This window comes from Paraburkholderia sp. EG287B, assembly GCF_040965595.1.
Taxonomy (GTDB): Bacteria; Pseudomonadota; Gammaproteobacteria; order Burkholderiales; family Burkholderiaceae; genus Paraburkholderia.
The window spans coordinates 199,933-220,415 of record NZ_JBFRCG010000010.1 but is presented as its reverse complement, the minus strand read 5'-3'; the positions used below and the strand labels follow the sequence as shown (position 1 = coordinate 220,415).

At 64.2% G+C, this 20,483-nt stretch carries 16 protein-coding genes; 6 read left to right on the top strand and 10 right to left on the bottom strand.

All coding sequences use genetic code 11. The annotated features are described in order from the left end of the window. The first annotated feature begins 61 nt into the window (after positions 1–61). Complete coding sequence (locus AB4Y40_RS19905) at positions 62–1,462, top strand: GntP family permease (protein ID WP_342918484.1); 1,401 nt, start codon at positions 62–64, stop codon at positions 1,460–1,462. Positions 1,463–1,589: 127 nt separating this feature from the next. On the opposite strand, the gene AB4Y40_RS19900 is transcribed toward AB4Y40_RS19905, so the two are convergent. Further along, on the bottom strand, positions 1,590–2,789 hold the full coding sequence (locus AB4Y40_RS19900) for a succinylglutamate desuccinylase/aspartoacylase family protein (protein ID WP_368689231.1): 1,200 nt from the start codon (positions 2,787–2,789) through the stop codon (positions 1,590–1,592). Between the two features lie 476 nt (positions 2,790–3,265). Between AB4Y40_RS19900 and AB4Y40_RS19895 the strand changes: the two genes are divergently transcribed. Further along, a complete protein-coding gene (locus tag AB4Y40_RS19895; protein WP_368689230.1) occupies positions 3,266–4,453 on the top strand; it encodes a DUF2235 domain-containing protein in 1,188 nt (395 codons plus the stop codon). 35 nt (positions 4,454–4,488) lie between these two features. Here AB4Y40_RS19895 and AB4Y40_RS19890 read toward each other — a convergent pair whose 3' ends face one another. The 6 genes from AB4Y40_RS19890 to AB4Y40_RS19865 form a co-directional block, all read right to left on the bottom strand. Continuing rightward, entirely contained in the window at positions 4,489–5,208 is a 720-nt protein-coding gene (locus AB4Y40_RS19890) for an ABC transporter ATP-binding protein (RefSeq protein ID WP_368689229.1), read from the bottom strand. Beyond that, on the bottom strand, positions 5,208–5,975 hold the full coding sequence (locus AB4Y40_RS19885; RefSeq protein WP_368689228.1) for an ABC transporter ATP-binding protein: 768 nt from the start codon (positions 5,973–5,975) through the stop codon (positions 5,208–5,210). The genes AB4Y40_RS19890 and AB4Y40_RS19885 overlap by 1 nt, the downstream gene beginning before the upstream one ends. Beyond that, complete coding sequence (locus tag AB4Y40_RS19880) at positions 5,972–7,246, bottom strand: branched-chain amino acid ABC transporter permease (RefSeq protein ID WP_368689341.1); 1,275 nt, start codon at positions 7,244–7,246, stop codon at positions 5,972–5,974. Before AB4Y40_RS19880 ends, AB4Y40_RS19885 begins: the two co-directional genes overlap by 4 nt. A 39-nt stretch (positions 7,247–7,285) precedes the next feature. Continuing rightward, complete coding sequence (locus tag AB4Y40_RS19875) at positions 7,286–8,233, bottom strand: branched-chain amino acid ABC transporter permease (protein ID WP_368689227.1); 948 nt, start codon at positions 8,231–8,233, stop codon at positions 7,286–7,288. A 40-nt stretch (positions 8,234–8,273) separates the two neighbouring features. After that, positions 8,274–9,518 (bottom strand): branched-chain amino acid ABC transporter substrate-binding protein, encoded by a 1,245-nt coding sequence (locus AB4Y40_RS19870; protein WP_368689226.1) that lies wholly within the window; start codon positions 9,516–9,518, stop codon positions 8,274–8,276. A gap of 204 nt (positions 9,519–9,722) precedes the next feature. Beyond that, entirely contained in the window at positions 9,723–10,694 is a 972-nt protein-coding gene (locus tag AB4Y40_RS19865) for a helix-turn-helix domain-containing protein (RefSeq protein ID WP_368689225.1), read from the bottom strand. 99 nt (positions 10,695–10,793) lie between these two features. Here AB4Y40_RS19865 and AB4Y40_RS19860 point away from each other — a divergent pair, with 99 nt between their 5' ends. Further along, entirely contained in the window at positions 10,794–12,038 is a 1,245-nt protein-coding gene (locus tag AB4Y40_RS19860; RefSeq protein WP_368689224.1) for a DUF1479 domain-containing protein, read from the top strand. A gap of 7 nt (positions 12,039–12,045) precedes the next feature. Here the strand turns inward: AB4Y40_RS19860 and AB4Y40_RS19855 are convergent, their stop codons facing one another. Together AB4Y40_RS19855 and AB4Y40_RS19850 are read right to left on the bottom strand one after the other, a co-directional pair. After that, the gene (locus AB4Y40_RS19855) at positions 12,046–13,782 is read right to left on the bottom strand and encodes an ATP-binding protein (RefSeq protein WP_368689223.1); all 1,737 of its coding nucleotides are present in this window, start codon (positions 13,780–13,782) and stop codon (positions 12,046–12,048) included. 177 nt (positions 13,783–13,959) lie between these two features. Continuing rightward, positions 13,960–14,295 (bottom strand): response regulator, encoded by a 336-nt coding sequence (locus AB4Y40_RS19850; RefSeq protein ID WP_342918476.1) that lies wholly within the window; start codon positions 14,293–14,295, stop codon positions 13,960–13,962. A 333-nt stretch (positions 14,296–14,628) separates the two neighbouring features. Here AB4Y40_RS19850 and AB4Y40_RS19845 point away from each other — a divergent pair, with 333 nt between their 5' ends. Continuing rightward, positions 14,629–14,904 (top strand): hypothetical protein, encoded by a 276-nt coding sequence (locus tag AB4Y40_RS19845; protein WP_342918475.1) that lies wholly within the window; start codon positions 14,629–14,631, stop codon positions 14,902–14,904. A 6-nt stretch (positions 14,905–14,910) separates the two neighbouring features. On the opposite strand, the gene AB4Y40_RS19840 is transcribed toward AB4Y40_RS19845, so the two are convergent. After that, complete coding sequence (locus AB4Y40_RS19840) at positions 14,911–17,961, bottom strand: FAD-binding and (Fe-S)-binding domain-containing protein (protein WP_368689222.1); 3,051 nt, start codon at positions 17,959–17,961, stop codon at positions 14,911–14,913. Positions 17,962–18,076: 115 nt separating this feature from the next. On the opposite strand from AB4Y40_RS19840, the gene AB4Y40_RS19835 reads away from it, so the two are divergent. Together AB4Y40_RS19835 and AB4Y40_RS19830 are read left to right on the top strand one after the other, a co-directional pair. After that, the gene (locus AB4Y40_RS19835) at positions 18,077–18,994 is read left to right on the top strand and encodes a LysR substrate-binding domain-containing protein (protein WP_368689221.1); all 918 of its coding nucleotides are present in this window, start codon (positions 18,077–18,079) and stop codon (positions 18,992–18,994) included. Between the two features lie 170 nt (positions 18,995–19,164). Further along, positions 19,165–20,466 carry a cation:dicarboxylase symporter family transporter gene (locus tag AB4Y40_RS19830; RefSeq protein WP_368689220.1) on the top strand — a complete coding sequence of 434 codons (1,302 nt, stop codon included), beginning with the start codon at positions 19,165–19,167 and terminating at the stop codon, positions 20,464–20,466. Positions 20,467–20,483 lie beyond the last annotated feature (17 nt).

The following is a 20,483-nucleotide window of genomic DNA, read 5'->3' as shown; positions in this document are numbered from 1 at the left end:
TAAAGCCCTCGCCCAGGCAACAAGCTGAATCGCGCACCACGATCGATCCGCAGGAGACTCCATGTCGTTTGTTATCGTTCTCGCCGCCCTCGCGTTCCTCATGCTTGCCGCGTACCGCGGCTACAGCGTGATTCTCTTCGCGCCCATCGCCGCGCTCGCCGCGGTCCTCCTCACCGAACCCGCCGCCGTCGCGCCCGTCTTTTCGGGCATCTTCATGGAAAAGATGGTGGGCTTCGTGAAGCTCTACTTTCCCGTGTTCCTGCTCGGCGCGGTATTTGGCAAGGTGATCGAACTATCGGGATTTTCCGAGGCGATCGTGCACGCCGCCATCCGCTATATCGGCCGCTCGCGCGCCAACGCCGTGATCGTCGCCGTGTGCGCGCTGCTCACTTACGGCGGCGTGTCGCTCTTCGTGGTGGTGTTCGCCGTCTACCCGTTCGCAGCCGAGCTCTATCGCCAGAGCGATATTCCGAAGCGCCTCATGCCGGGCGCCATCGCACTCGGAGCCTTTTCGTTCACAATGGATTCGCTGCCCGGCACGCCGCAGATCCAGAACATCATTCCCACCACCTTCTTCAAGACCACCGCGTGGGCCGCGCCCGCGCTTGGCGTGATCGGATCGCTTTTCATCATCGTGGTGGGCCTCTCGTACCTCGAATGGCGCCGCCGCGGTGCGATGTCGAAAGGCGAAGGCTACGGCACCTCGCTCGTGAACGAGCCGGAACACGTGAAGACCGAACACCTGCCCAACCCGCTGCTCGCCGTCGCGCCGCTCGTGCTCGTGGGCGTGGCGAACTTCCTGCTCACGCACTGGATTCCCGTCTGGTACGGCGACACCGTGACCGTGCCGCCCGAAGTGCTGCCCGGCATTCATACGCCGGTCACGGCCACCGTCAAGCAGGTCGTGGCGATCTGGGCGGTTCAGGGCGCGCTGCTCGCGGGCATCGTGCTCGTGATCGTCACGGCGTTCGGCCGCGTGAAAGACCGCTTCGCGAACGGCACGAAGGCGGCGGTGGCCGGGGCGCTGCTGGCCTCGATGAATACCGCCTCGGAATACGGCTTCGGCGGGGTGATTGCGGCGCTGCCCGGGTTCATCGTCGTGAGCGATGCACTCAAAAGCATTCCGAATCCGCTCGTGAACGCCGCCGTGTCGGTGAGTGCGCTCGCGGGTATCACGGGGTCGGCCTCGGGCGGCATGAGCATCGCGCTCGCGGCCATGTCGGATCTGTTCATCAAGAGCGCGCAGGCGGCGCATATTCCGATGGAAGTGCTGCACCGCGTGGTGGCCATGGCCAGCGGCGGCATGGACACGCTGCCGCACAACGGCGCGGTCATTACGCTGCTCGCGGTCACTGGGCTCACGCACCGCGAGTCGTATCGGGACATCTTTGCGGTGACGGTGATCAAGACGTTGGCCGTCTTCTTCGTGATCGCTGTGTACTATTCGACGGGGATTGTTTGATGTGGGGGGCTCGCAGCGGCGCTGGCGAAACAACTTGAGTTTTTCTTTCTCCGGAAACGCAAGCTGCAGCGTGGCCATATCATCTGAAACAAGGGCGGCAAACCCGTGCCGCCCTGCCCGACCCGATTCATTCGGAAAAGTCCTCCGGATTCTCCTTTGCCGCGCTCTGATAAAGAACCATCAAGAGAGGAATTCTGGGCTCTGCCGTGGCGTCGCTTCGTCGTGCCGTCACCTCGCCCGCGACTTCGGTCGTATACTCCGCGACCACTTCGCCAAAGGTATTGCGCTGGATTGCCACTTTCTGGCCCGCCTTGACCTTGTCATTCACCTTGACCAGCAGTTCGACGAATCCACCGTGCGTCGACATGACTGTGTGGCCGCTGTTGCCAACGATGGTCCCGACGTCTCGCCCGGTGCGCCCCATCGGACCCGATACGACGTTGTAGCGCTTAAGCACGTTCATCGTGCCCTCGACGAACGACGGAATCATGTCGAAATCGAAAGCGCGCGCAGATCCGATCTCGGGCGTGATTGCGGGAATCCCCACATTGATGAATGCATTGGCAAGCAGCGTGGGATAGGCGGGGTTGTCGAAGATCTGCTTGATCGGAAAAAGCTCCGCCATGGCTCGCGCCTCCGGCAATTCCATTCTGGCGAGAATGAAGGACGTCACGTCCATGCCGGTCGTGCCCGTATGAAAATCGAGTGCGTAGTCGGTGTTCGGCCTCAACAGCCGGTTGAACAGCAGTCCCGCATGCCGGCTCGGCGCGCTGGCGCCATTCTCGTTGCCCGGCCATTCGCGGTTGATGTCGATGAGGCCGATACCAAGTGCGGAATTGGGCCATCTGCGCTCCATGGCTTCGAGCGCGGGGCGCGATACGTCGAGAACTGCCAGCACGGTGCCTGACATCTGCGCGGGATCGAGCTGGCTTATCACGCCGTGGATGGTATGCACGGGGCTCATTTCGTCGCCATGCACCCCGCTGATCAGCGCGACGCGCTTGCCCGGCCTCGCACCGTGGACAACGATAACCGACACATACCAGTCCTGACCCGTCGGCATTTGCACGCCCTGAAAGTAGAACTTGTGTGTCTTGCCGCGCTCGAGGTCGCCGACGTCGAGCGCGCTGATGACTTTCTTTCCCTGGATCACATCGCCGGTATAAACCGTCCCCGTCCCTTGCCGGCCCCCGGCGGTCGGCGCATTGGCGCCTTGGGCACTTGCGGCCTCGCTTTGCGCGACCAATGCGGATGTTGCGCCGACCAGCGCAACGGACTTCTTCATGAAGGCGCGACGAGCGACAACATCTTCCGATTCGTTTTGCATGATAGCGAGGTCCTGACGTTCGGAACCTGTCGGTCAGTTCAGAACATCTGTTAACGTCTTCTACATTCGTTTCCGACGAGTTACTTCGACCAGGCATCCTGCTCAGCCTCTCGAAGCTCGCGGCCAAAACCGCGCGCCCGCCTTTCGCACGTCTCCGAGCGCGCGTCGACATGCATTCTCCCCCCAAGCGCGAAAGCTTGCTTCCCCCACGCGAAAGCCCCTTCAGAGCAGTTCAGTTGACCCGCCGGGGCCCCTGCGGCCCACTTCAGCACTTCTGCCCCCCTGTCATACGTACGCAATCGCACACTTCCGACCTCGCAATCCGGAACACAGAAGCTATATTTGTAGATCTGATGTTTGGCACGCGCAGCGCACGCGACACCGCATCGGCTGGGTTGGCGCATCAAGACGATACTCAGGATAGCGAACAAATGTTGCGTAGATAGCGACTGGATTGCGTGTGTGAGGAGCCAGCGATGTCCAAAACGATGGTCTTTTGCGCAGACGGCACGTGGAACGGCCCCGAAGATCCGGCAGGAAAAGGCGATGGCGTCGCGCCTGACGCCGCAGCCGGGTGTCAGCCGGGACTGACCAACGTATGCAAGCTTTTCGCGTGGCTCGACGGAAACATGCTGCCCGAAGGCACCGACTGGGGCGGAGTCGAGATGGAGAAGGCGCTTGCCGACGCCAACGGCAAACCCGTACAGATCGCGAAGTACATTCACGGGGTCGGGAATTCCGGGCAACTGCTCGATAAAGTCGCCGGCGGCGCGTTTGGCGTCGGTGTCGTCGCCCGCATCGCGCGTGGCTATACGTATATTTCGCGCAACTTCGAGCCGGGCGACAGCATCGTGATCGTCGGTTTCAGCCGCGGCGCGTACACCGCACGAGCCCTTTCCGGACTGATTGCGGGACAGGGCCTGCTTCGGCCAGAGCTCGCCGCGATCGACGATCAGAATCGTTACGACACCGCCGTGGCGGCCTGGTATCGATGGAGACACGGCCACGAAACGACGTTCCAGAAGATCGCAGACGGCGTGATGGAGTTCTTGACGATCCATCGCGCCTTCTCCAAAGCGAAGCCTTTGGACGCCAACTCGTTTGTGAACGCAAAAGTCACCGCAGTGGCAGTTTGGGACACGGTCGGTTCGCTCGGCATTCCCATCTACTATGAGGGTTCCGCCATCGATCTGTTCCGGTTCTGCGATCTGACGCTCAACCCGGCCATTGGCCTCGGCGTGCACGCCGTCTCGCTCGACGAGCAACGCAGGCCGTTCGAACCGACGCTGTGGAATCCCAACCCGAACGTGACGCAAGCGCTCTTTCCAGGCGGTCATTGCGATGTCGGCGGCGGCTATACCGATCACGGCCTCTCCGACGGCCCGCTGGTCTGGATCGTGGACCGATTGCAGCACACGGATGTCGGATTGAAGTTCGCCCTTCATCCGCCCGTTGCGGTCCAGTCCAATCCCCTGGGGCCGCGGCATCGCGAATGGGTGGCGGACGCTGTCTGGCTGGCCGCGGGCGTGGGCGCGCGGGCCTTCCCGGCAGGCATGGTCGTCAACGACAACATACGGCAGCGGATGAACGGCCAACCCGAAGAACTTTTTGGGGCTAACGGGCAGCAGCCCAACTACTCACCGGGTAACTTGCCAGCACGCTAAGCGGCATTGCTTCGGCAGGGCGAACGAACGAAGTCCTACACCTCCAGCCATTCCTGGCGGACGCGCGCATCGCCCTTCAACTGCTGCGGCGTCCCCTCGAACACGATCTGCCCGTGCCCCATGACGTACACGCGCTGCGAGATATCGAGCGCGATGGCCTGCTTCTGCTCGACGAGCAGCACCGAAATACCGCGCGCCTTCAGCGTCTTCAGATACTCGCCCACCTGCGCGACGACGAGCGGCGCGAGCCCTTCGGTCGGCTCGTCGATGATGATGAGGTCGGGGTCGCCCATGAGCGTGCGGCACAGCGTCAGCATCTGCTGCTCGCCGCCGGACAGCAGGCCCGCGGGCGTGTCCTCGCGCTCTTTCAGGCGCGGGAACATCCGGTACATGTCGTCGAACTGCCAGCGCGGCTTCTGGCGCGAGCGGTTGCGCTTTTCGCCGAGCATCAGGTTCTGCCGCACGGTGAGCGTCGGGAAGATGTCGCGATTCTCCGGCACGTAGCCGATGCCCCGGTGCGCGACCTCGAAGGTGCGCAGCCCGCGCACTTCCTCGCCGCGCAGCAGAATCTGCCCCTCGCACCGCACGAGCCCCATGATGGCTTTGGCCAGCGTCGAGCGGCCCACGCCGTTGCGTCCGAGCAGGGCGACGATCTCGCCCTCGCCCACCTGCATCTCGACGCCGTGCAGGATATGGCTCTTGCCGTAGTACGCATGCAGGTCGCGCACCTGGAGCATGGAATTCGCGGTCGCCATCAATGTGTACCTGCGGGTTCGTCCAGCGTGGTGCCCAGATAGGCTTCCTTCACGCGGCGGTTGTTGCGGATGGCTTGCGGCGTGTCGGTGGCGATCACCTCGCCGTACACGAGCACCGAGATGCGGTCGGCGAGGCCAAACACGACGCTCATGTCGTGCTCGACCATCACCAGCGTCTTGCCGACGGTGACCCGGCGAATCAGTTCCACCGCGTGATCCGACTCCGAGCGGCTCATGCCCGCCGTAGGTTCGTCGAGCAGGATCACCTCGGCGCCGCCCGCAATCGTGATGCCGATTTCGAGCGCGCGCTGCTCGGCATAAGTCAGCAGCCCGGCGAGCGTGTCGTGGCGGCCCTGCAGGCCGATCAGCTCGAGCACTGCTTCGGCGCGTTCGCGCGCGTCGCGCAATTGCTCGAGACGATGCCAGAACGAATACCGGTAGCCGAGCGACCACAACACGGAGCAGCGCAAATTCTCGAACACCGAAAGGCGGTGAAAAATGTTCGTCACCTGAAAGCTGCGCGAGAGCCCCATGCGGTTGATCTTGTACGGCGGCAGCCCGCCGATCTCGACGCCGTTGAGTTTGACCGTGCCGGAACTCGGCGCCATGCGCCCCGAAATCAGGTTGAACGTGGTCGACTTGCCCGCGCCGTTGGGACCGATCAGCGCGTGACGTTCGCCCTTCGCGATATTCAGGTCCACACCGCGAATGATCTCGGTGCGCCCGAAATTCTTGCGCACGTCACGCAACTCCAGTGCGGCCGTCATACGTCGCTCCCTGCGATTTCCCGTTGCACGCCATCCCACGCGTCGCGCACCCGCGCGGCCGCGAGGCGTCCCGCCTGCGCGCCCAGCGCCCACAGCACCGCCGCGACGGCCCACGGCTTCCACGACGCGGCATCGAAGTGCAGGCCGAAGAACGCCATAGCCGTGCCGTTGTCGCTATCGATCTGCACCTTGTAGACGAGTTCGACCGTCAGCACGAGCGCAGCCAGCAAGATCAGCGCGGCGCCCAGCGCGGCCGCATAGGAAGGCAGCATGCGGTGCAGCTTGCGCGCCGCAATCAGAGGCACCTGCTTCATCAGCAGGCTCGACACGCCGCCCGGCACGAACATCACCACCAGCACGAAGAAGAGGCCGAGGTACAGCAACCATGCCGGCGTGAGATTGGACAGCGCGACCGCGAACAGCACGAACAGGATCGAACCGATGATCGGCCCGAAGAAGAATGCGCCGCCGCCGATGAACGTCGCGAGCAGCACGCCGCCGGACTGCGCGGCGCCGACGTTCTCGGCCGTCACGATCTCGAAGTCGATCACGGAGAGGCCGCCCGCTATGCCGGCGAAGAACGCCGAGAGGACCATCACGAAAAAGCGCACGCGCTGCGTGTTGTACCCGACGAATTCCGCACGCTCGGGATTGTCGCGCACGGCATTGGCGATGCGGCCGAGCGGTGTCTGCGTCCATGCGTACATGGCGATCATCGACACGAGGCACCATACCGCGATCAGGTAGTACACCTGAATCGCCGGTCCGTAGGTGATGCCGAGCACCGCATGGCCAACCGTGCGATTGGTCGGCACCCCGCCCTCGCCGCCGAAAAACCCGGGAAACATCAGCGAACTCGCCGCCACCATTTCGCCGATGCCGAGCGTGATCATCGCAAAGGTGGTGCCCGACTTGCGCGTGGTCACGTAGCCGAACAGCACGCCGAACAGCATGCCCCCGAGCCCGCCGACCAGCGGCAGCAGCGAAACGGGCAACGGGAAATGGTTCGCGCCGATCTGGTTGAGCACATGCGCCGCCACGAATGCGCCGAGCCCGGAGTACACCGCGTGCCCGAACGAGAGCATGCCGGTCTGCCCGAGCAGCATGTTGTATGAGAGCGCGAAGATGATCATGATGCCCATCTGCGAAAGCAGCGCGATCGCGAAGCCGCTGGAAAACACGAGCGGCAGCACGAGCATGATGAGCACCGTAGCGCCCCAGATGATCCAGCGCACCGAATGCGCGGACTGCCGCCATCCGTGGCGTTGCATGGCCGAACCGGCGCTGGCCTGAATGAGCGGTTTCATCGGTCAGCCCTCCCGCTTGCCGAGCAACCCGCGCGGTCGCAGGATCATCATGAGCACCATGAGCAGATAAGGCAGAATCGGCGCGACCTGCGAGACCGGCATGTGCAACAGCGACGAGAGCGTCGTGCTGTCCGTGACCCTCATGCCGACAAGTGAAAACAGATCGGAAAGCGAGGCATCGATCGTGACGGCGAAGGTCTGCATGATGCCGATCAGCAGCGAGGCGATGAACGCGCCCGGCAGCGAGCCCATGCCGCCCACCACGGCGATCACGAACACGATGGTGCCGACCGACTCGGCCATCGAGGGCGAGGTGACGAACGCATTGCCGCCAATCACACCCGCGAGGCCCGCCAGCGCGGCGCCGCCGCCGAACACCAGCATGAACACGCGCTGCACGTTGTGCCCGAGCGCCTCGACCATTTCCGGGTGCGTGAGCGACGCCTGAATGACGAGGCCGATGCGCGTGCGCGTGAGCACCAGATACAGCGCCGCGAGCATGGCGATCGAAATCAGCATCATGAAGGCGCGATACTTCGGAAACTCCGACGTGTACACCTTGAACAGCGCCCCGTTTAGTTCAGGCGGAATGGCGTACGGCACCGCGGCCAGTCCCCAGACCAGCTTGACGCCCTCCACGATCAGATACGACAGGCCGAAGGTGAACAGCAATTCCGCCACGTGCCCGAACTTGTGCACGGTACGCAAGCCGAAACGCTCGACGAGCGCGCCGACACACGCCACGAGCACCGGCGCCGCCACGAGCGCCGGCCAGAAACCGATCTTGCTGGCTATGGTGTAGGCAAAGTAGGCCCCGAGCATGTAAAAGCTGGCGTGCGCGAAGTTGAGCACGCCCATCATGCTGAAGATCAAGGTGAGGCCCGAGGAAAGCATGAACAGCAGCAGCCCGTAGCCGATGCCGTTCAACAGAGAGATGGTCAGGAATTCCACTGCCCGATGATCCTTGTGAAGTGTCGTAGCGAGAGCACGTTCAGCCCGGGCGCTTCATCTGGCAAGTGGTCGGCTGCGTTGCCGCGGTCGGCCCAAGCTGGACGTCGGTGCGCCAGCCATAGCCGGTGTTCTCCTGGTCGTACTTTACCGTTTTGCCGTCCGCCCTGGTCCATGTCGCGATCACGAGCGACTGCTGCGCCTGGTGATCGGCAGCGCGCATCGCGACCGGACCGTTCATGCCGTCGACCGTCATGCCCTCCATGGCCTTGGCCACCTTGACGGGATCGCTCGACTTCGTCGCGCTGATCGCCTTGCTCAGCATTTCGATGCCGGCATAGGCCGTCGCCAGGTAGTAGTCGTCGTTGTACTTCTTCTTGTAGCCCTCGATGATCTGCCCCACCACCGGCGGGTTGTTCGCCGTGTTCGGGCCGAACACGCCCACGTACTTCACATGGTCGGCGCCGGACGCGCCCATGGCCGTCGGCACGCCGGTCGTGCCCGCGTAATAGGTATAGAAGTTGGCCGTCACACCGGCGTCCTTGCTCGCCTTCACGAGCAATGCGAGGTCGCTGCCCCAGTTGCCCGTGATCACCGTGTCGGCGCCGGACGCCTTGATCTTGGTGGCGTAAGGCGAGAAGTCCTTCACGCGCGCGAGCGGATGAAAATCGTCGCCGACGATCACGATATCCGGGCGCTTGCTCTTCAGGTCCTCGCGCGCCACGCGCGAGACGTCGTGGCCAAACGAGTAGTCCTGATCGATGAGGTAGACCTTCTTGATGTCCTTGTCGCGCGCGAGGAACGTGGTGAGCGCATCCATCTTCATGTCGGCGTTGGCGTCGAAGCGGAAGTGCCAGTAGTCGCACTTCGCGTTGGTCATGGCCGGGTCCACCGCCGCGTAGTTCAGGTAGACGATTTCCTTGCCAGGATTGCGCGAGTTGTACTTGGCGACCGCATCCTCCAGCGCGAGGCCGACCGACGAGCCGTTGCCCTGCACGATATAGCGGATGCCCTGGTCGGCGGCCTGGTTCAGCAGGGTCAGGCTTTCCTGCGGCGACAGCTTGTTGTCGAATCCGACCACCTCGAACTTCGTGCCGTTTGCCCAGTTGTGCTCGTTGGCGTATTCGGCCGTGTATTGCCAGCTGTGCAGCTGATTCGTTCCGAGTGACGCCATCAGGCCGGACAGCGGATCGATGAAGGCAATCTTGACCGTCTGCGCCTGCGCGGCCCCTCCTGACAACGCCGACGATACCACCGCACCAACCAGCAACGAGCGCAACATCCTCATGGACTGTCTCCTTTGTTTGGGCATTGCTTATCGAGCGTGAATTTTCTGTCCGACCGTGCGATTTTTCGTTATATCACCACATTCCAGACGCTAATAACAGCACTCCAGGGAAATCGCTGACGCGAGCCGGCATAGCGAGTCATTGCGACCGGCTTACGGTTCGCCTGGGTCCACTTGCGACGTGTCAACCGCGCATCCGGGACCTCAGGCCCGGCGCACGCGGGGCTTGCCGCCCGCGGTCCGCCGGGCAGGCTCGAGAGAAGGCGAGCGCTCGGTCAGGGACGGTGCAGCGTGATCCTCGTCATGCTCTGCGCCCTTGAATTGCTGCCGGTAGGCCACGGGCGTCAACGCTTTCGTGGCCTTGAACTGCCGGTTGAAATTCGCGGCGTTGGGGAACCCCGAGCGGGTGGCGACCACCGAGATGGGCATCTGCGTGTCGGTCAACAGCCGGCAGGCATGGCCGATTCGCACCCGCGCGAGGTACTGCCCCACGCTTTCGCCCGTGTGCTGCACGAAATGCCGCGTCAGTGTGCGTTCGGACAGACCTGCGGCTTTGGCGAGCGTCGAAAGGCGCAAGGGTTGCGAGAACTGCGTTTCGATCAGCGCAAGCACCCGGTTCAGCTGCTCGGGTTCGTAGCCCGACGACGCGCCAACGCGGCCTTCGAACGCGCTGGGCGTCGCCAGCTGGGTGGCAGGCAAGTCGGTCAGCCAGACGAGGATCTCCAGCACGGCAGCCAGACGCCCACGCGGGTCCGCCGACAAAAGACGGTCCAGATAGCCGCGCATCTGCGCGCCGGCGCCTTCCTCGAAGACCAGTCCGCAGGCCGCGCGACGCAGCAGGTTGCGCAGGTTCGCGTATTCCGGGCAAACGTCGGCGAGGCGCTGCACCCAGCTGCCTTCGAACCAGATGACGATGGCAACCTGAGAGTCCGCCGGGTCGATCGAGCGATTGGACGACCAGGTGTGGGGCATGTCCGGCGGGACCAGGACGAGATCGTCGGCGCCATAAGCGGTGACCGAATCGCCGATATAGCGCTTGCCCTGGCTGTTCATCGTCAGCGTGAGTTCGTATTCCGGGTGGTGATGCCACTCGAACGGAATGCGCGGCAAGCGCCGGTGGTAAACCCGCACCGAACATCTGCTGCCGAAGTCGACGTGCTCGTACGCTGCTTTCATGGCCGAAACTACAAAAAGATTGACTCGATAGTATCACCGGCCAGGACTGCGCCGGCGTACGCTCCCATCATTCGAAATCACCAGGGTGGAGACAAGGACATGGCTTTGCATATCGACGACCTGCCCGCGGCTATCCGCAAGGCCAAGCAGGAACTGCGGGAAGAACTGCCCAACTACCAGGCCGTGTTCGCCGAGGTCGAAGCGGCCATGCACGAAGAGGCGCATCGCATTGCCCAGCTTCGCGACCGGGGTGAGCCGGTCATCCCCGAAATCGCCTTCGCGGACATCGTCGGCAACCGGGTGAGCGCGGAGCAGATCGCGCACGTAAAGGCGCGTGGCGCGTGCATCATCCGCAAGGTATTCGACCGCTCGCTCGTGGAGCTGTGGGACAACGAGATTGCCGACTACGTCGAGGGCAACGATCTCGACCGCAAGCTGCTGCATCGCGCCGAAGACAAATACTTCGGCCAGCTGGCCTCGAGCAAGCCGCAGATCTACGGCGTCTACTGGTCGAAGCCGCAAGTGCTGGCGCGCCAGTCGCCGGAACTCACCGAGGCGCGCGTGTTCCTGAACCGGCTGTGGCGCACCGAGAGCGAAGGCCGCGTGCATTTCGACCCGGATCACGTGCCGGTTTATGCAGACCGGCTGCGCCGCCGGCCGCCCGGCTCCGAATCGCTGGGGCTTTCCGCGCACTGCGACGGCGGTTCGGTCGAGCGCTGGATCGAAGCGAACTTCCGCAAGGTCTACCGTCACGTGTTCTCGGGAAACTGGCGCGACTATGACGCGTTCGATGCGGCGTGGCGCACCGCCGTCGAAGAGATTCCGTCACCGGCTGTCTGCTCGATGTTCCGCACGTTTCAGGGTTGGACGGCGCTCACGCAGCAAGGCCCCGGCGACGGCACGCTGCAGCTCGTGCCCATTGCGAACGCGATGGTCTACATCCTGCTGCGCGCGCTGCAGGACGACATTGCCGACGACGACCTGTGCGGCGCGATGCCGGGCCGGGCGCTTTCGATCAAGCCGGAGTATCACGCGCCGCTTTTCCACGCGCTTTCGTCGATTCCCCTGATGCAGCCGGGCGACACCGTCTTCTGGCATAGCGACGTGATTCATGCCGTGGAGGATGCGCATCGCGGCAAGGGCTACAGCAACGTGATGTACATCGCTTCGGCGCCGTCCTGCGCCAAGAACGACGCGTATCTCGCGCGGCAGCTACCGAGCTTCCTCGAAGGCAAGAGTCCGCCGGACTTCCCGACGGATCATTTCGAAGTCGATTTCGTCGGGCGTGCAACGGTGGAAGACCTGACGCCGCTCGGACGCGCGCAGATCGGGCTGAAGCCCTGACCTTGCGTCAGTCGGTCTTGTTGAGCGCATTGCGCACCGCAACGGCAAGCTCGTCGTATCGATAAGGCTTGCTGATGAGCGCGACACCTTCGTCGAGCTTGCCGTCGTGGAAAATGACGTCGCGCGTATAGCCGGAGGCAAACAGGACCTCGGCGTAATACGGCGGCCCGCTCGCAATACGAGCCAGTTCGCTGCTTCTCACCGTGCCCGGCGTCACGACATCCGTGAACAGCAGGTCGAAACGCTGGCCGCTCTGGATCAGCTTGAGCGCGCTTTCGCCATCTTGCGCGGAGAGCACCTTGTAGCCGAGCTGGGCCAGCATCTCGATCGCGGCAATGCGAACGTCGGCATCGTCTTCGACGACGAGAATGGTCTGGCCGCCCCGCTCCTGTCTCGCAACGGTCGGTTTGTAAGCGTCGTATTCCGCTTCCAGGCTGCGCGGGAAATAGAGGTTGACGGTCGTGCCCTGGCCTTCCGCGCTTTCAATGAAAACGTGGCCCGAACTCTGCGCCACGAACCCGTGCACCATGCTCAAACCCAGCCCCGTTCCCTGCCCCTCGGCCTTCGTGGTGAAGAACGGCTCGAACACGCGCGCTTTCACGTGGTCGGGCATGCCGCTGCCCGAGTCCGAGACTTGCAGGCGCACATATTCGCCCGCTGGGACGCCATCGCGAAGCGCCAGTTCGTCGTTGCCCGCATCGATGTTCGCGAGACAAACGCAGATGCGTCCGGGTCCGTCGATCGCGTCGCGCGAGTTGATGACCAGATTCAACAGCGCGCTTTCCAGCTGGCTTCGGTCGGCACAAATATTCCAGCTCTCCTGCGCCGGCACGATGGCGAGTTCGATCGTCTCCGGCAACGTGCGGTGCAGCATCTCGGCGATGCCTTCGACCAGCCGGAAGGGATTCAGAACGGCCGGCGCGAGCGGTTGCCTGCGTGCGAAGGCCAGCAGTTGAGCGGCGAGTTTCGCGCCGCGCGACACCGCGTTGCTGACCGCAGCCACGCGCCGCTCGAGCGCGGCGTTGCCTCGCGTCGAAAGCTCGATGAGCTGCAGGTTGGCGGAGATGACCTGCAGGACGTTGTTGAAGTCGTGCGCGACGCCGCCCGTAAGACTGCCGATCGCCTCCAGCTTTTGCGCCTGACGCAGCCGCTCCTCCATCGCCACGCGCGCCCCCACTTCCTCGGCGACGCGCTGCTCCAGTGTCTGGGTCAGTTGCAGCAGCGCGTCTTCGGCCACCTTGCGCTGCCTTTCCGCGAGGATCTTCGCGGTCGTTTCGAACACGATGGCGATGACGCCCGCCGGCCGCTCGTCGTCTTCGAAAACCGGGCTGTAGCTCAGGTCCATCCAGACGTCTTCGGGGTGCCCCTCGCGATACAGCACGAGCTGCTTGTCCTGGAAGGCCAGCGTTCCGCCCGCGAGACACGTATCGACGACATTGCGGTTGAACGCCGCCACCTCCGGCCAGCCGGTTTCGACCGGTTTGCCCAGCAGGAATGGATGCCGGCCGCCCGCGAAAACCGCGTAGGCGTCGTTGTAGACCATCGTGCCTTCGCGGCCCCAAAGCATGACGAGCGGAGATGGCGAGGCGAGCAGCATGTTGATCGCGGCGACGAGGCTCGCCGACCACGTTTCGCGCGGGCCGAGCGCCGTGTTGCTCCAGTCGAATGCGGCGATGCGCTCCGCCATTTCGCCCGGCCAGCGGGTCGAGGGGCGCTCGATCGGCGGTGGAACTTCCTTGTTCATGACGCGACTCGGCTCCCAGGAGACGCTGCTGGAGATCGGAACTGCGATGCACGTGGAGATTCGAGGCTGCGCACGAGCGAGACGGTGCGCGCAATTATTGTTCCGGCTCCGGGCGGGACCCGTCAAGACCGCCACAAAGGGCGACCGGCGCCGAAGCGGCAGCCGGTCAGACCGGCGTCACAGGCAGGCGAGCAGGTCTTCGAGCCGCACCGGTTTCATCAGACATTTGTCGAAACCGGCTGCCGCCGCCCTGGCCGTGATATCCGGGTCGGCGTGTCCCGATAGCAGAACGTACCGGGTATGCGACAGCGCGGGGTTGAGCCGAAGCTGGCTCACCAGGTCGCCGCCGCTCATGTCGGGAAGCTTCCAGTCCACGAGGGCAAGCTCGGGAAGGAACGACCCGGCGACGAGCAGGGCCTCTTGTCCATCGGCGGCGCATCGGGCTTGATGACCTTCGAACTCGACGAGCGCCGCGAGCGCATCTGCGACGTCGCGGTTGTCGTCGACTAGCAAGATTCGTTTTGGCATCGGGCACAAAAAGCTGGCTGGAGAACGGGCGCGACACAGGCAGAACCCGCACCGCGGTTCGCCTTCGAGTGTACCCGGATTCCGCCAGCGGCAAACGCCCGCGTCACCTCACGCCCGGGGTCGGAGTCCATCCGGCATGCTGCATCACGCGCAATTCATCGTTGTACTGAGCAATCTGCTTTGCACAGCAGCAACGCGGCAAGTGCTTAACTCGTTGTTACCGATCTCGCAGCACCGTTGCACCTGTGTCAGGGGACGGCGCCTAGACTCGGAGCCGTGCTCATCAAGAACGCACGCAGCGTGCGAAGGAGTGGCGATATGAAGAGGACGATTCTCGGCCTGGTCCTGGGCGCAACGGCGTTGGCGGCTTCGACCGCTGCATTGGCCCACGTGGATGTGGCTGTGGGCGTCGGCGTGCCTGGCGCGGCCTATGCGCCGGTTCCCGTCCAGACCGACTGGCGAGGCGACGACGACTGGCGCGCGCGGCGTTGGCGGGAACACGAATGGCGCGAGCACGAACGTCGCGAGCATGAATGGCGCGAGCGGCAGTGGCGTGAACGCGAATGGCACGACCGGGGCCGCTGGAACTACTGACCCGGATCAGCGCAGGGCGTCCAGCAGCGCCTGAACAGGGTGGCGCAACGGGCGCCCGCGCAGGCGCTTCACCTGGCAGCGGCATGAATAGCCCGTGGCGAGCAGTTCATCCGCCCCCTGCGTCGACGTCGATGCCGCATCGACATGCCGCGCCCACGATTGTTCGAAGATCGCTTCCGAGGTCGCGCGATTGCGCGCCTCGTGGCCGTAAGTGCCCGACATGCCGCAGCAACCGCTGGCCGGCGTCGCGAGCGCGAGGCCTGCCGCCGCGAAGACGTCTTTCCACAGGAGCGCGGCAGCGCTCGCGTTGGTGCGCTCGGTACAATGCGATAGCAGTCTGAACGAGCCGGACGCTCGCGGCGATGTTGCACGCGTGCGCAAGGCGCCGATCAGCCACTCCTGTGGCAACTGAACGTCGGGCAAGGCTTCGATGCCTTCCACCTTGCGATACTCCTGGCGGTACACGAGCGTCATGGCCGGATCGATGCCCACCAGCGGCACACCCGTTCTGGCAAGCGCGGCCAGTTGCGCCGCATTGCGCCGCGCGGCCCGGCGAAACTGCGGCAGAAACCCTTGCACGTGCAGCGGCTTGCCGTTCGGCAGATAAGGCGCGACGAAGACCTTGAACCCGAGCCGCGCGGCGAGTTCCAGAAACGCGGCGGCGACCGGCGTTTCGAAGTAGCGCGTGAACGCGTCCTGCACCACGATCATGCTGCGCTGGCGCTCGGCTTCGTCAAGTTTCGAGAGGCGTTCGGGCGTTGCGATCTCTGCTCCCGAGCGGCGCAGCACACTACGCCATGACACCTGGCTCAACAAAGGGCTATCGACAAGGCCAAGACCGCGCGCAAGCAGCGATTTGACTGGACCCGCGCCCATCACCGCGTTGTAGACGCTTTTCGCTCCAGGTACCGCCGCTACGCGCGGCACCGTGAACTCGAGCGCGCCGATCAAGTAGTCGCGCAGCGGCCGCAAATAGCGCGTGTGATACAGCTCCAGAAAGCGGGCGCGAAACTCGGGCACGCTCACTTTCACGGGGCACTGCCCCGCGCATGACTTGCACGAGAGGCAACCCGCCATGGCGTCGTACACCTCATGCGAGAAGTCCTGCTCGCCCTGGCGTTTGCGCAGGCTATTGACCATGCGCACCGGCAACGCCGCCGCAGCTGGCACAGCAGTGAGATCCGCTCCGGCATCCTGTTGCCGGCGCAGCCATTCGCGCATCAGCGAAGCCCGGCCCTTCGGCGAATGCACGCGCTCGCGCGTCGCCTTCCACGACGGACACATGGCGTCGTTCGGGTCGAAGTTGTAGCAGGCGCCGTTGCCGTTGCAGTGAACGGCGTCGGCATTGGCCTGCCAGACGCGCTCGTCGATGCGCCGGTCCAGTTCGCCGCGCAGCGTCGTCGCGTCGACCTTCAGCAGCGCCGCACTCGCCCCGGCCGGCGTGGCGATCTTGCCGGGATTGAGCTGATTGTGCGCATCGAATGCCGCCTTGAGCCGCTGCAACGCGGGATACAAAGGCCCGAAGTACTCGGGCACATACTCCGAGCGCACGCCCTTACCATGCTCGCCCCATAGCAGGCCGCCATACTTCATCGTCAAGGCGGTCACGGCATCCGAAATGGGGCGCACGAGTGCGGCCTCGTCGGGATTGCGCATGTCGAGCGCGGGGCGCACGTGCAGCACGCCGGCATCGACGTGGCCGAACATGCCGTAACGCAAGCCAAAACCATCAAGCAGCGCCCGAAACTCCGCAATATAGTCGGCGAGATTTTCGGGCGGCACAGCCGTGTCTTCCACGAAGGGCTGCGGGCGGCTCGCACCGCGGGCGTTGCCCAGCAGGCCCACCGCACGCTTGCGCATCGCATAGACGCGATGGATCGCCGCGTCGCCTTCGGCGATCGTATGTCCCAGGCGCCTGACGCTCGCGTCGGCACGCAGGTGCTCGACGAACGCCGCCACGCGCGCGCGTAACTCGTCCGCATCGTCGCCGCTGAATTCGACCATGTTGATGCCGCTCGCACCGCCTTCGACGCCTTCGTCGGCGGGGAAATAGTCGGCCACGCTTTGCCAGACGCTATCCTCGCGCGCCAGCCGCAGCACCGTGGAGTCCACGGTCTCGATCGAGAGCGGACGATGGGCCATCAACGCGCGCGCGTCGCGCAGGGCATCCATGAAACCTTCATAGCGGATATTGACGAGCGCGGCGTGCTTCGGAACCGGTAGCACGTGCAGCGTCGCCTCGACGATAAAGCCGAGCGTGCCCTCCGAGCCGCACAGCACACTGTTGATGTCGAAGCGTCCTTCGCCGTCACGCAAATGGGCGAGGTCGTAACCCGTCAGGCAGCGGTTCAGCTCGGGAAAGCGCTCGCGTATCAGGCCGGCTTCGCGCTCGCAGATGTCGCGCGCGGTGCGGAACACTTCGCCGACCTTGTCCTTGCGCGCACAGAACGCCCTGAGTGCGGGCTCATCGACCGGCGCGCTCGACAGGCGCTCACCGCCAACGAGGACCGTTTCCAGCGCGAGCACGTGGTCGCGCGTTTTCCCGTAGGTGCAGCTGCCCTGCCCGCTCGCATCCGTGCTGATCATGCCGCCGACGGTCGCGCGGTTCGAAGTCGACAGCTCCGGCGCGAAAAAGAGTCCGTGCCGCTTCAGTTCGGCATTGAGCTGGTCCTTGACGACACCGGCCTCCACCCTTGCCGTGCGCGCAACGGGATCGATTTCGAGGATCCGGTTCATGTGCCTCGACATATCGACCACGATGCCCTCGGTCAGCGACTGCCCGTTCGTGCCCGTGCCGCCGCCGCGCGCCGCGACTGCCACGCCGCGAAACGCCTCGCGCCCGAGCAGCGCCGCGAGGCGCACGACGTCCTGCGCATGGCGCGGAAACACCGCCGCCTGCGGATAGCGCTGGTAGATCGAATTGTCCGTGGCCAGCACCGTGCGCGTCGCGTGAGTCGCGTCCACCTCGCCTTCGAAACCCGACCTCTCCAATTCATGCAAAAATTGACGGATCAGCGGGTTGCTGAATTCGCCGATGGCAAGCGGGGCAATTGTCATATCGTTCTCGAAGTCTCGCCGTGGGCGCACGATTCCCTTACTGGCAGGGTATTGTCGCGTCCCCGGCCGGCACCGGGCAAACGTATATTCGTTGGGTTGATCATGAGGTTTATGAATGAATTTCCGCAAGCTCACGCCTTCCATGTCGCTGCTGCTCGCGTTCGAGGCCTCCGCGCGGCATGAGAGCTTCACGCGTGCCGCCGAGGAGCTGTCGCTCACGCAGAGCGCCGTGAGCCGCCAGGTGCAGGCACTCGAAGCGATGCTCGATCTCGCGCTCTTCACGCGCGAGGGCAAGCGCATCATCCCCACGGATATCGGCCGCGCCTATATGGCCGATATCTCTCATGCGCTTACGCTGATCCGCAGCGCGACGCTGCAGGCGCTCACGTCGAACGCGCCGAAAACGCAGTTGCGCGTCGCGACCCTGCCGACGTTCGGGGCCAAGTGGCTGCTGCCGCGCCTGCACCGCTTCTATCAGGCGCACCCCGATCTGCAGATCGATCTCGACTCGCGCATCGAGGCCGCCGATTTTTCGACCCAGGACCTCGACGCCGCCATCGTGGTGGGCGACGGCCGCTGGCCGGGCGTGACGGCACACCGGCTTTACGCGGAAGAACTGGTGCTGGTCGGCAACCCGGCCGCGTTGCCGCGAGCGCGAAAATCGCGGCGCAGGGCCGCCGCGCCGACCATCGACTCCCTCGAAGGGCTCACGCTGCTGCGGGTGCGCAGCTTTCCCGACGCCTGGCGCGAATGGTGCGCGCACTTCGGTTTGCCCCACGACGCGCTGCGGCCGGGCCCGAGTTTCGAGCTGACCTCGCATTTGATCCAGGCAGTCGTGGCCGGTATCGGCGTAGGCCTCGTGCCGCGCATGCTGGTGGAAGACGAATTGCGGGAAAACCGGCTTCTCAGCCCGTTCGAAGCGGTGCCGAGCTCGCGCTCGTATTACCTCGTCTACCCTGAGCGTGCTCAACGCCATCCCGTGCTGGTGGCGTTTCGCGACTGGCTGCTGGAGGAGCTCGGCGGGCAGTCGTGACGTCAAGGTTGCATCCGCAAGGGAATGCGGAATGAAAATTGCTGTACAGCCACCCTCGCATTTCGGTCTCGCCAATAAGAAGAACAGATGGCTTATTTAGCGTTTCGCAAAGCCTGAATATCCGCCCGCCCCTCCATAATTCCGTATGAATAATCACAGCGGAGGAGACAGTGAGGCTGTCGCGCAAGCTGTACATCCAGGTTTTAATTGCCATCGCGCTGGCTATTGCATTCGGCCTGCTCGCGCCGCACGAGGCCGTGAAGATGAGGCCACTGGGCGAAAGCTTCATTGCGCTGCTCAAGATGATGCTCGGGCCCATCATCTTCTGCACCGTCGTGCATGGCGTTGGGCACATCAAGGACTTCAAACGCCTTGGACGGCTCGGCGTAAAGACACTGCTCTATTTCGAAGTGGTCAGCACGCTCGCCATGCTGACCGGCTTTGCCGTCGTCAACATCGTCAGGCCCGGCGACGGGCTCCACGCGCGCTCGCTGAGCGCCGGTGAAGGCGCCGCAGCGGCGATCAAGGCGGGCACGAGCGGCGACTTCTCGTTCACGGACTTTCTCACCTCCATCATTCCGCATACGCTCGTTTCGGCGTTCGTCAGCGGCGACATTCTTCCCGTGCTGTTCGTTTCGCTGCTCGCGGGCTTCGCGCTCGCCACCTGCGCGAAGCCCGACTGGGTCATATTCCGCTTGATCGAGGAAGCGCAAACGGTCGTCTTCAAGATGCTCGGCTTCATCATGCGGCTCTCGCCACTGGGCGCGTTCGGCGCCATGGCGGCGGCCGTGGGCAGCTACGGCAGCGTCACGCTGCTGTTCCTGCTGCGCTACGTGCTCACCTATTACGCCAGCACGCTGTGCTTCGTGTTCATCGTGCTCGGCGTCGTGGCCGGCCTGGCGGGATTCTCGATCTTCAGAATCCTTTCGCTCATCAAGGAAGAAGCGATTCTCGCGATGGGGACGGCCGCCAGCGAAGTCGCGTTTCCGCGGCTCGTCAGCAAGCTCGAACAGGCGGGCTGCGACGAGGTCGTGGTGGGCTTCGTGCTGCCGGCGGGCTATAGCTTCAACATCGACGGCGCGTGCCTCTACATGGCCTGCGGCGTCGGCTTCATCGCGCAGGCGACCGATACGCCCTTGAGCCTCTCGCAGCAACTCGCGCTGCTCGCGGTGATGATGCTCACGTCCAAGGGCGGTGCGGGCGCGGCGGGCGGCGCGCTCGTCAAGCTCGCGGCGACGATCCAGACCTCGCGCGCACTGCCGCTTGCGGGCGTGGGCCTGCTGTTCGGCATCGACCGCGTTCTCGCCATTGCGACTTCCACGACCAATGTGATCGGCAATTCGGTGGCCGTGCTCGTTTTGTCGAAATGGGAAAGAATGTTCGACAAGCAAAAGTTCGACGCCCACATGAACCGGCGTCTCGCGGCCCCGGTCGAGTCACCGCCGGTTCAGGCGAGTGAACCTCGCGTGTGAGCCTGGCGCGCTGGTCT

Excerpts from the sequence above, each read along its gene's own strand:
- AB4Y40_RS19865 (WP_368689225.1), bottom strand. The coding sequence starts at position 10,694 with ATGAAAGCAGCGTACGAGCACGTCGACTTCGGCAGCAGATGTTCGGTG.
- AB4Y40_RS19835 (WP_368689221.1), top strand. The coding sequence starts at position 18,077 with ATGAATTTCCGCAAGCTCACGCCTTCCATGTCGCTGCTGCTCGCGTTC.
- AB4Y40_RS19845 (WP_342918475.1), top strand. The coding sequence starts at position 14,629 with ATGAAGAGGACGATTCTCGGCCTGGTCCTGGGCGCAACGGCGTTGGCG.
- AB4Y40_RS19905 (WP_342918484.1), top strand. The coding sequence starts at position 62 with ATGTCGTTTGTTATCGTTCTCGCCGCCCTCGCGTTCCTCATGCTTGCC.
- AB4Y40_RS19880 (WP_368689341.1), bottom strand. The coding sequence starts at position 7,246 with ATGCAACGCCACGGATGGCGGCAGTCCGCGCATTCGGTGCGCTGGATC.
- AB4Y40_RS19840 (WP_368689222.1), bottom strand. The coding sequence starts at position 17,961 with ATGACAATTGCCCCGCTTGCCATCGGCGAATTCAGCAACCCGCTGATC.
- AB4Y40_RS19890 (WP_368689229.1), bottom strand. The coding sequence starts at position 5,208 with ATGGCGACCGCGAATTCCATGCTCCAGGTGCGCGACCTGCATGCGTAC.
- AB4Y40_RS19860 (WP_368689224.1), top strand. The coding sequence starts at position 10,794 with ATGGCTTTGCATATCGACGACCTGCCCGCGGCTATCCGCAAGGCCAAG.
- AB4Y40_RS19885 (WP_368689228.1), bottom strand. The coding sequence starts at position 5,975 with ATGACGGCCGCACTGGAGTTGCGTGACGTGCGCAAGAATTTCGGGCGC.
- AB4Y40_RS19900 (WP_368689231.1), bottom strand. The coding sequence starts at position 2,789 with ATGCAAAACGAATCGGAAGATGTTGTCGCTCGTCGCGCCTTCATGAAG.
- AB4Y40_RS19895 (WP_368689230.1), top strand. The coding sequence starts at position 3,266 with ATGTCCAAAACGATGGTCTTTTGCGCAGACGGCACGTGGAACGGCCCC.
- AB4Y40_RS19855 (WP_368689223.1), bottom strand. The coding sequence starts at position 13,782 with ATGAACAAGGAAGTTCCACCGCCGATCGAGCGCCCCTCGACCCGCTGG.
- AB4Y40_RS19870 (WP_368689226.1), bottom strand. The coding sequence starts at position 9,518 with ATGAGGATGTTGCGCTCGTTGCTGGTTGGTGCGGTGGTATCGTCGGCG.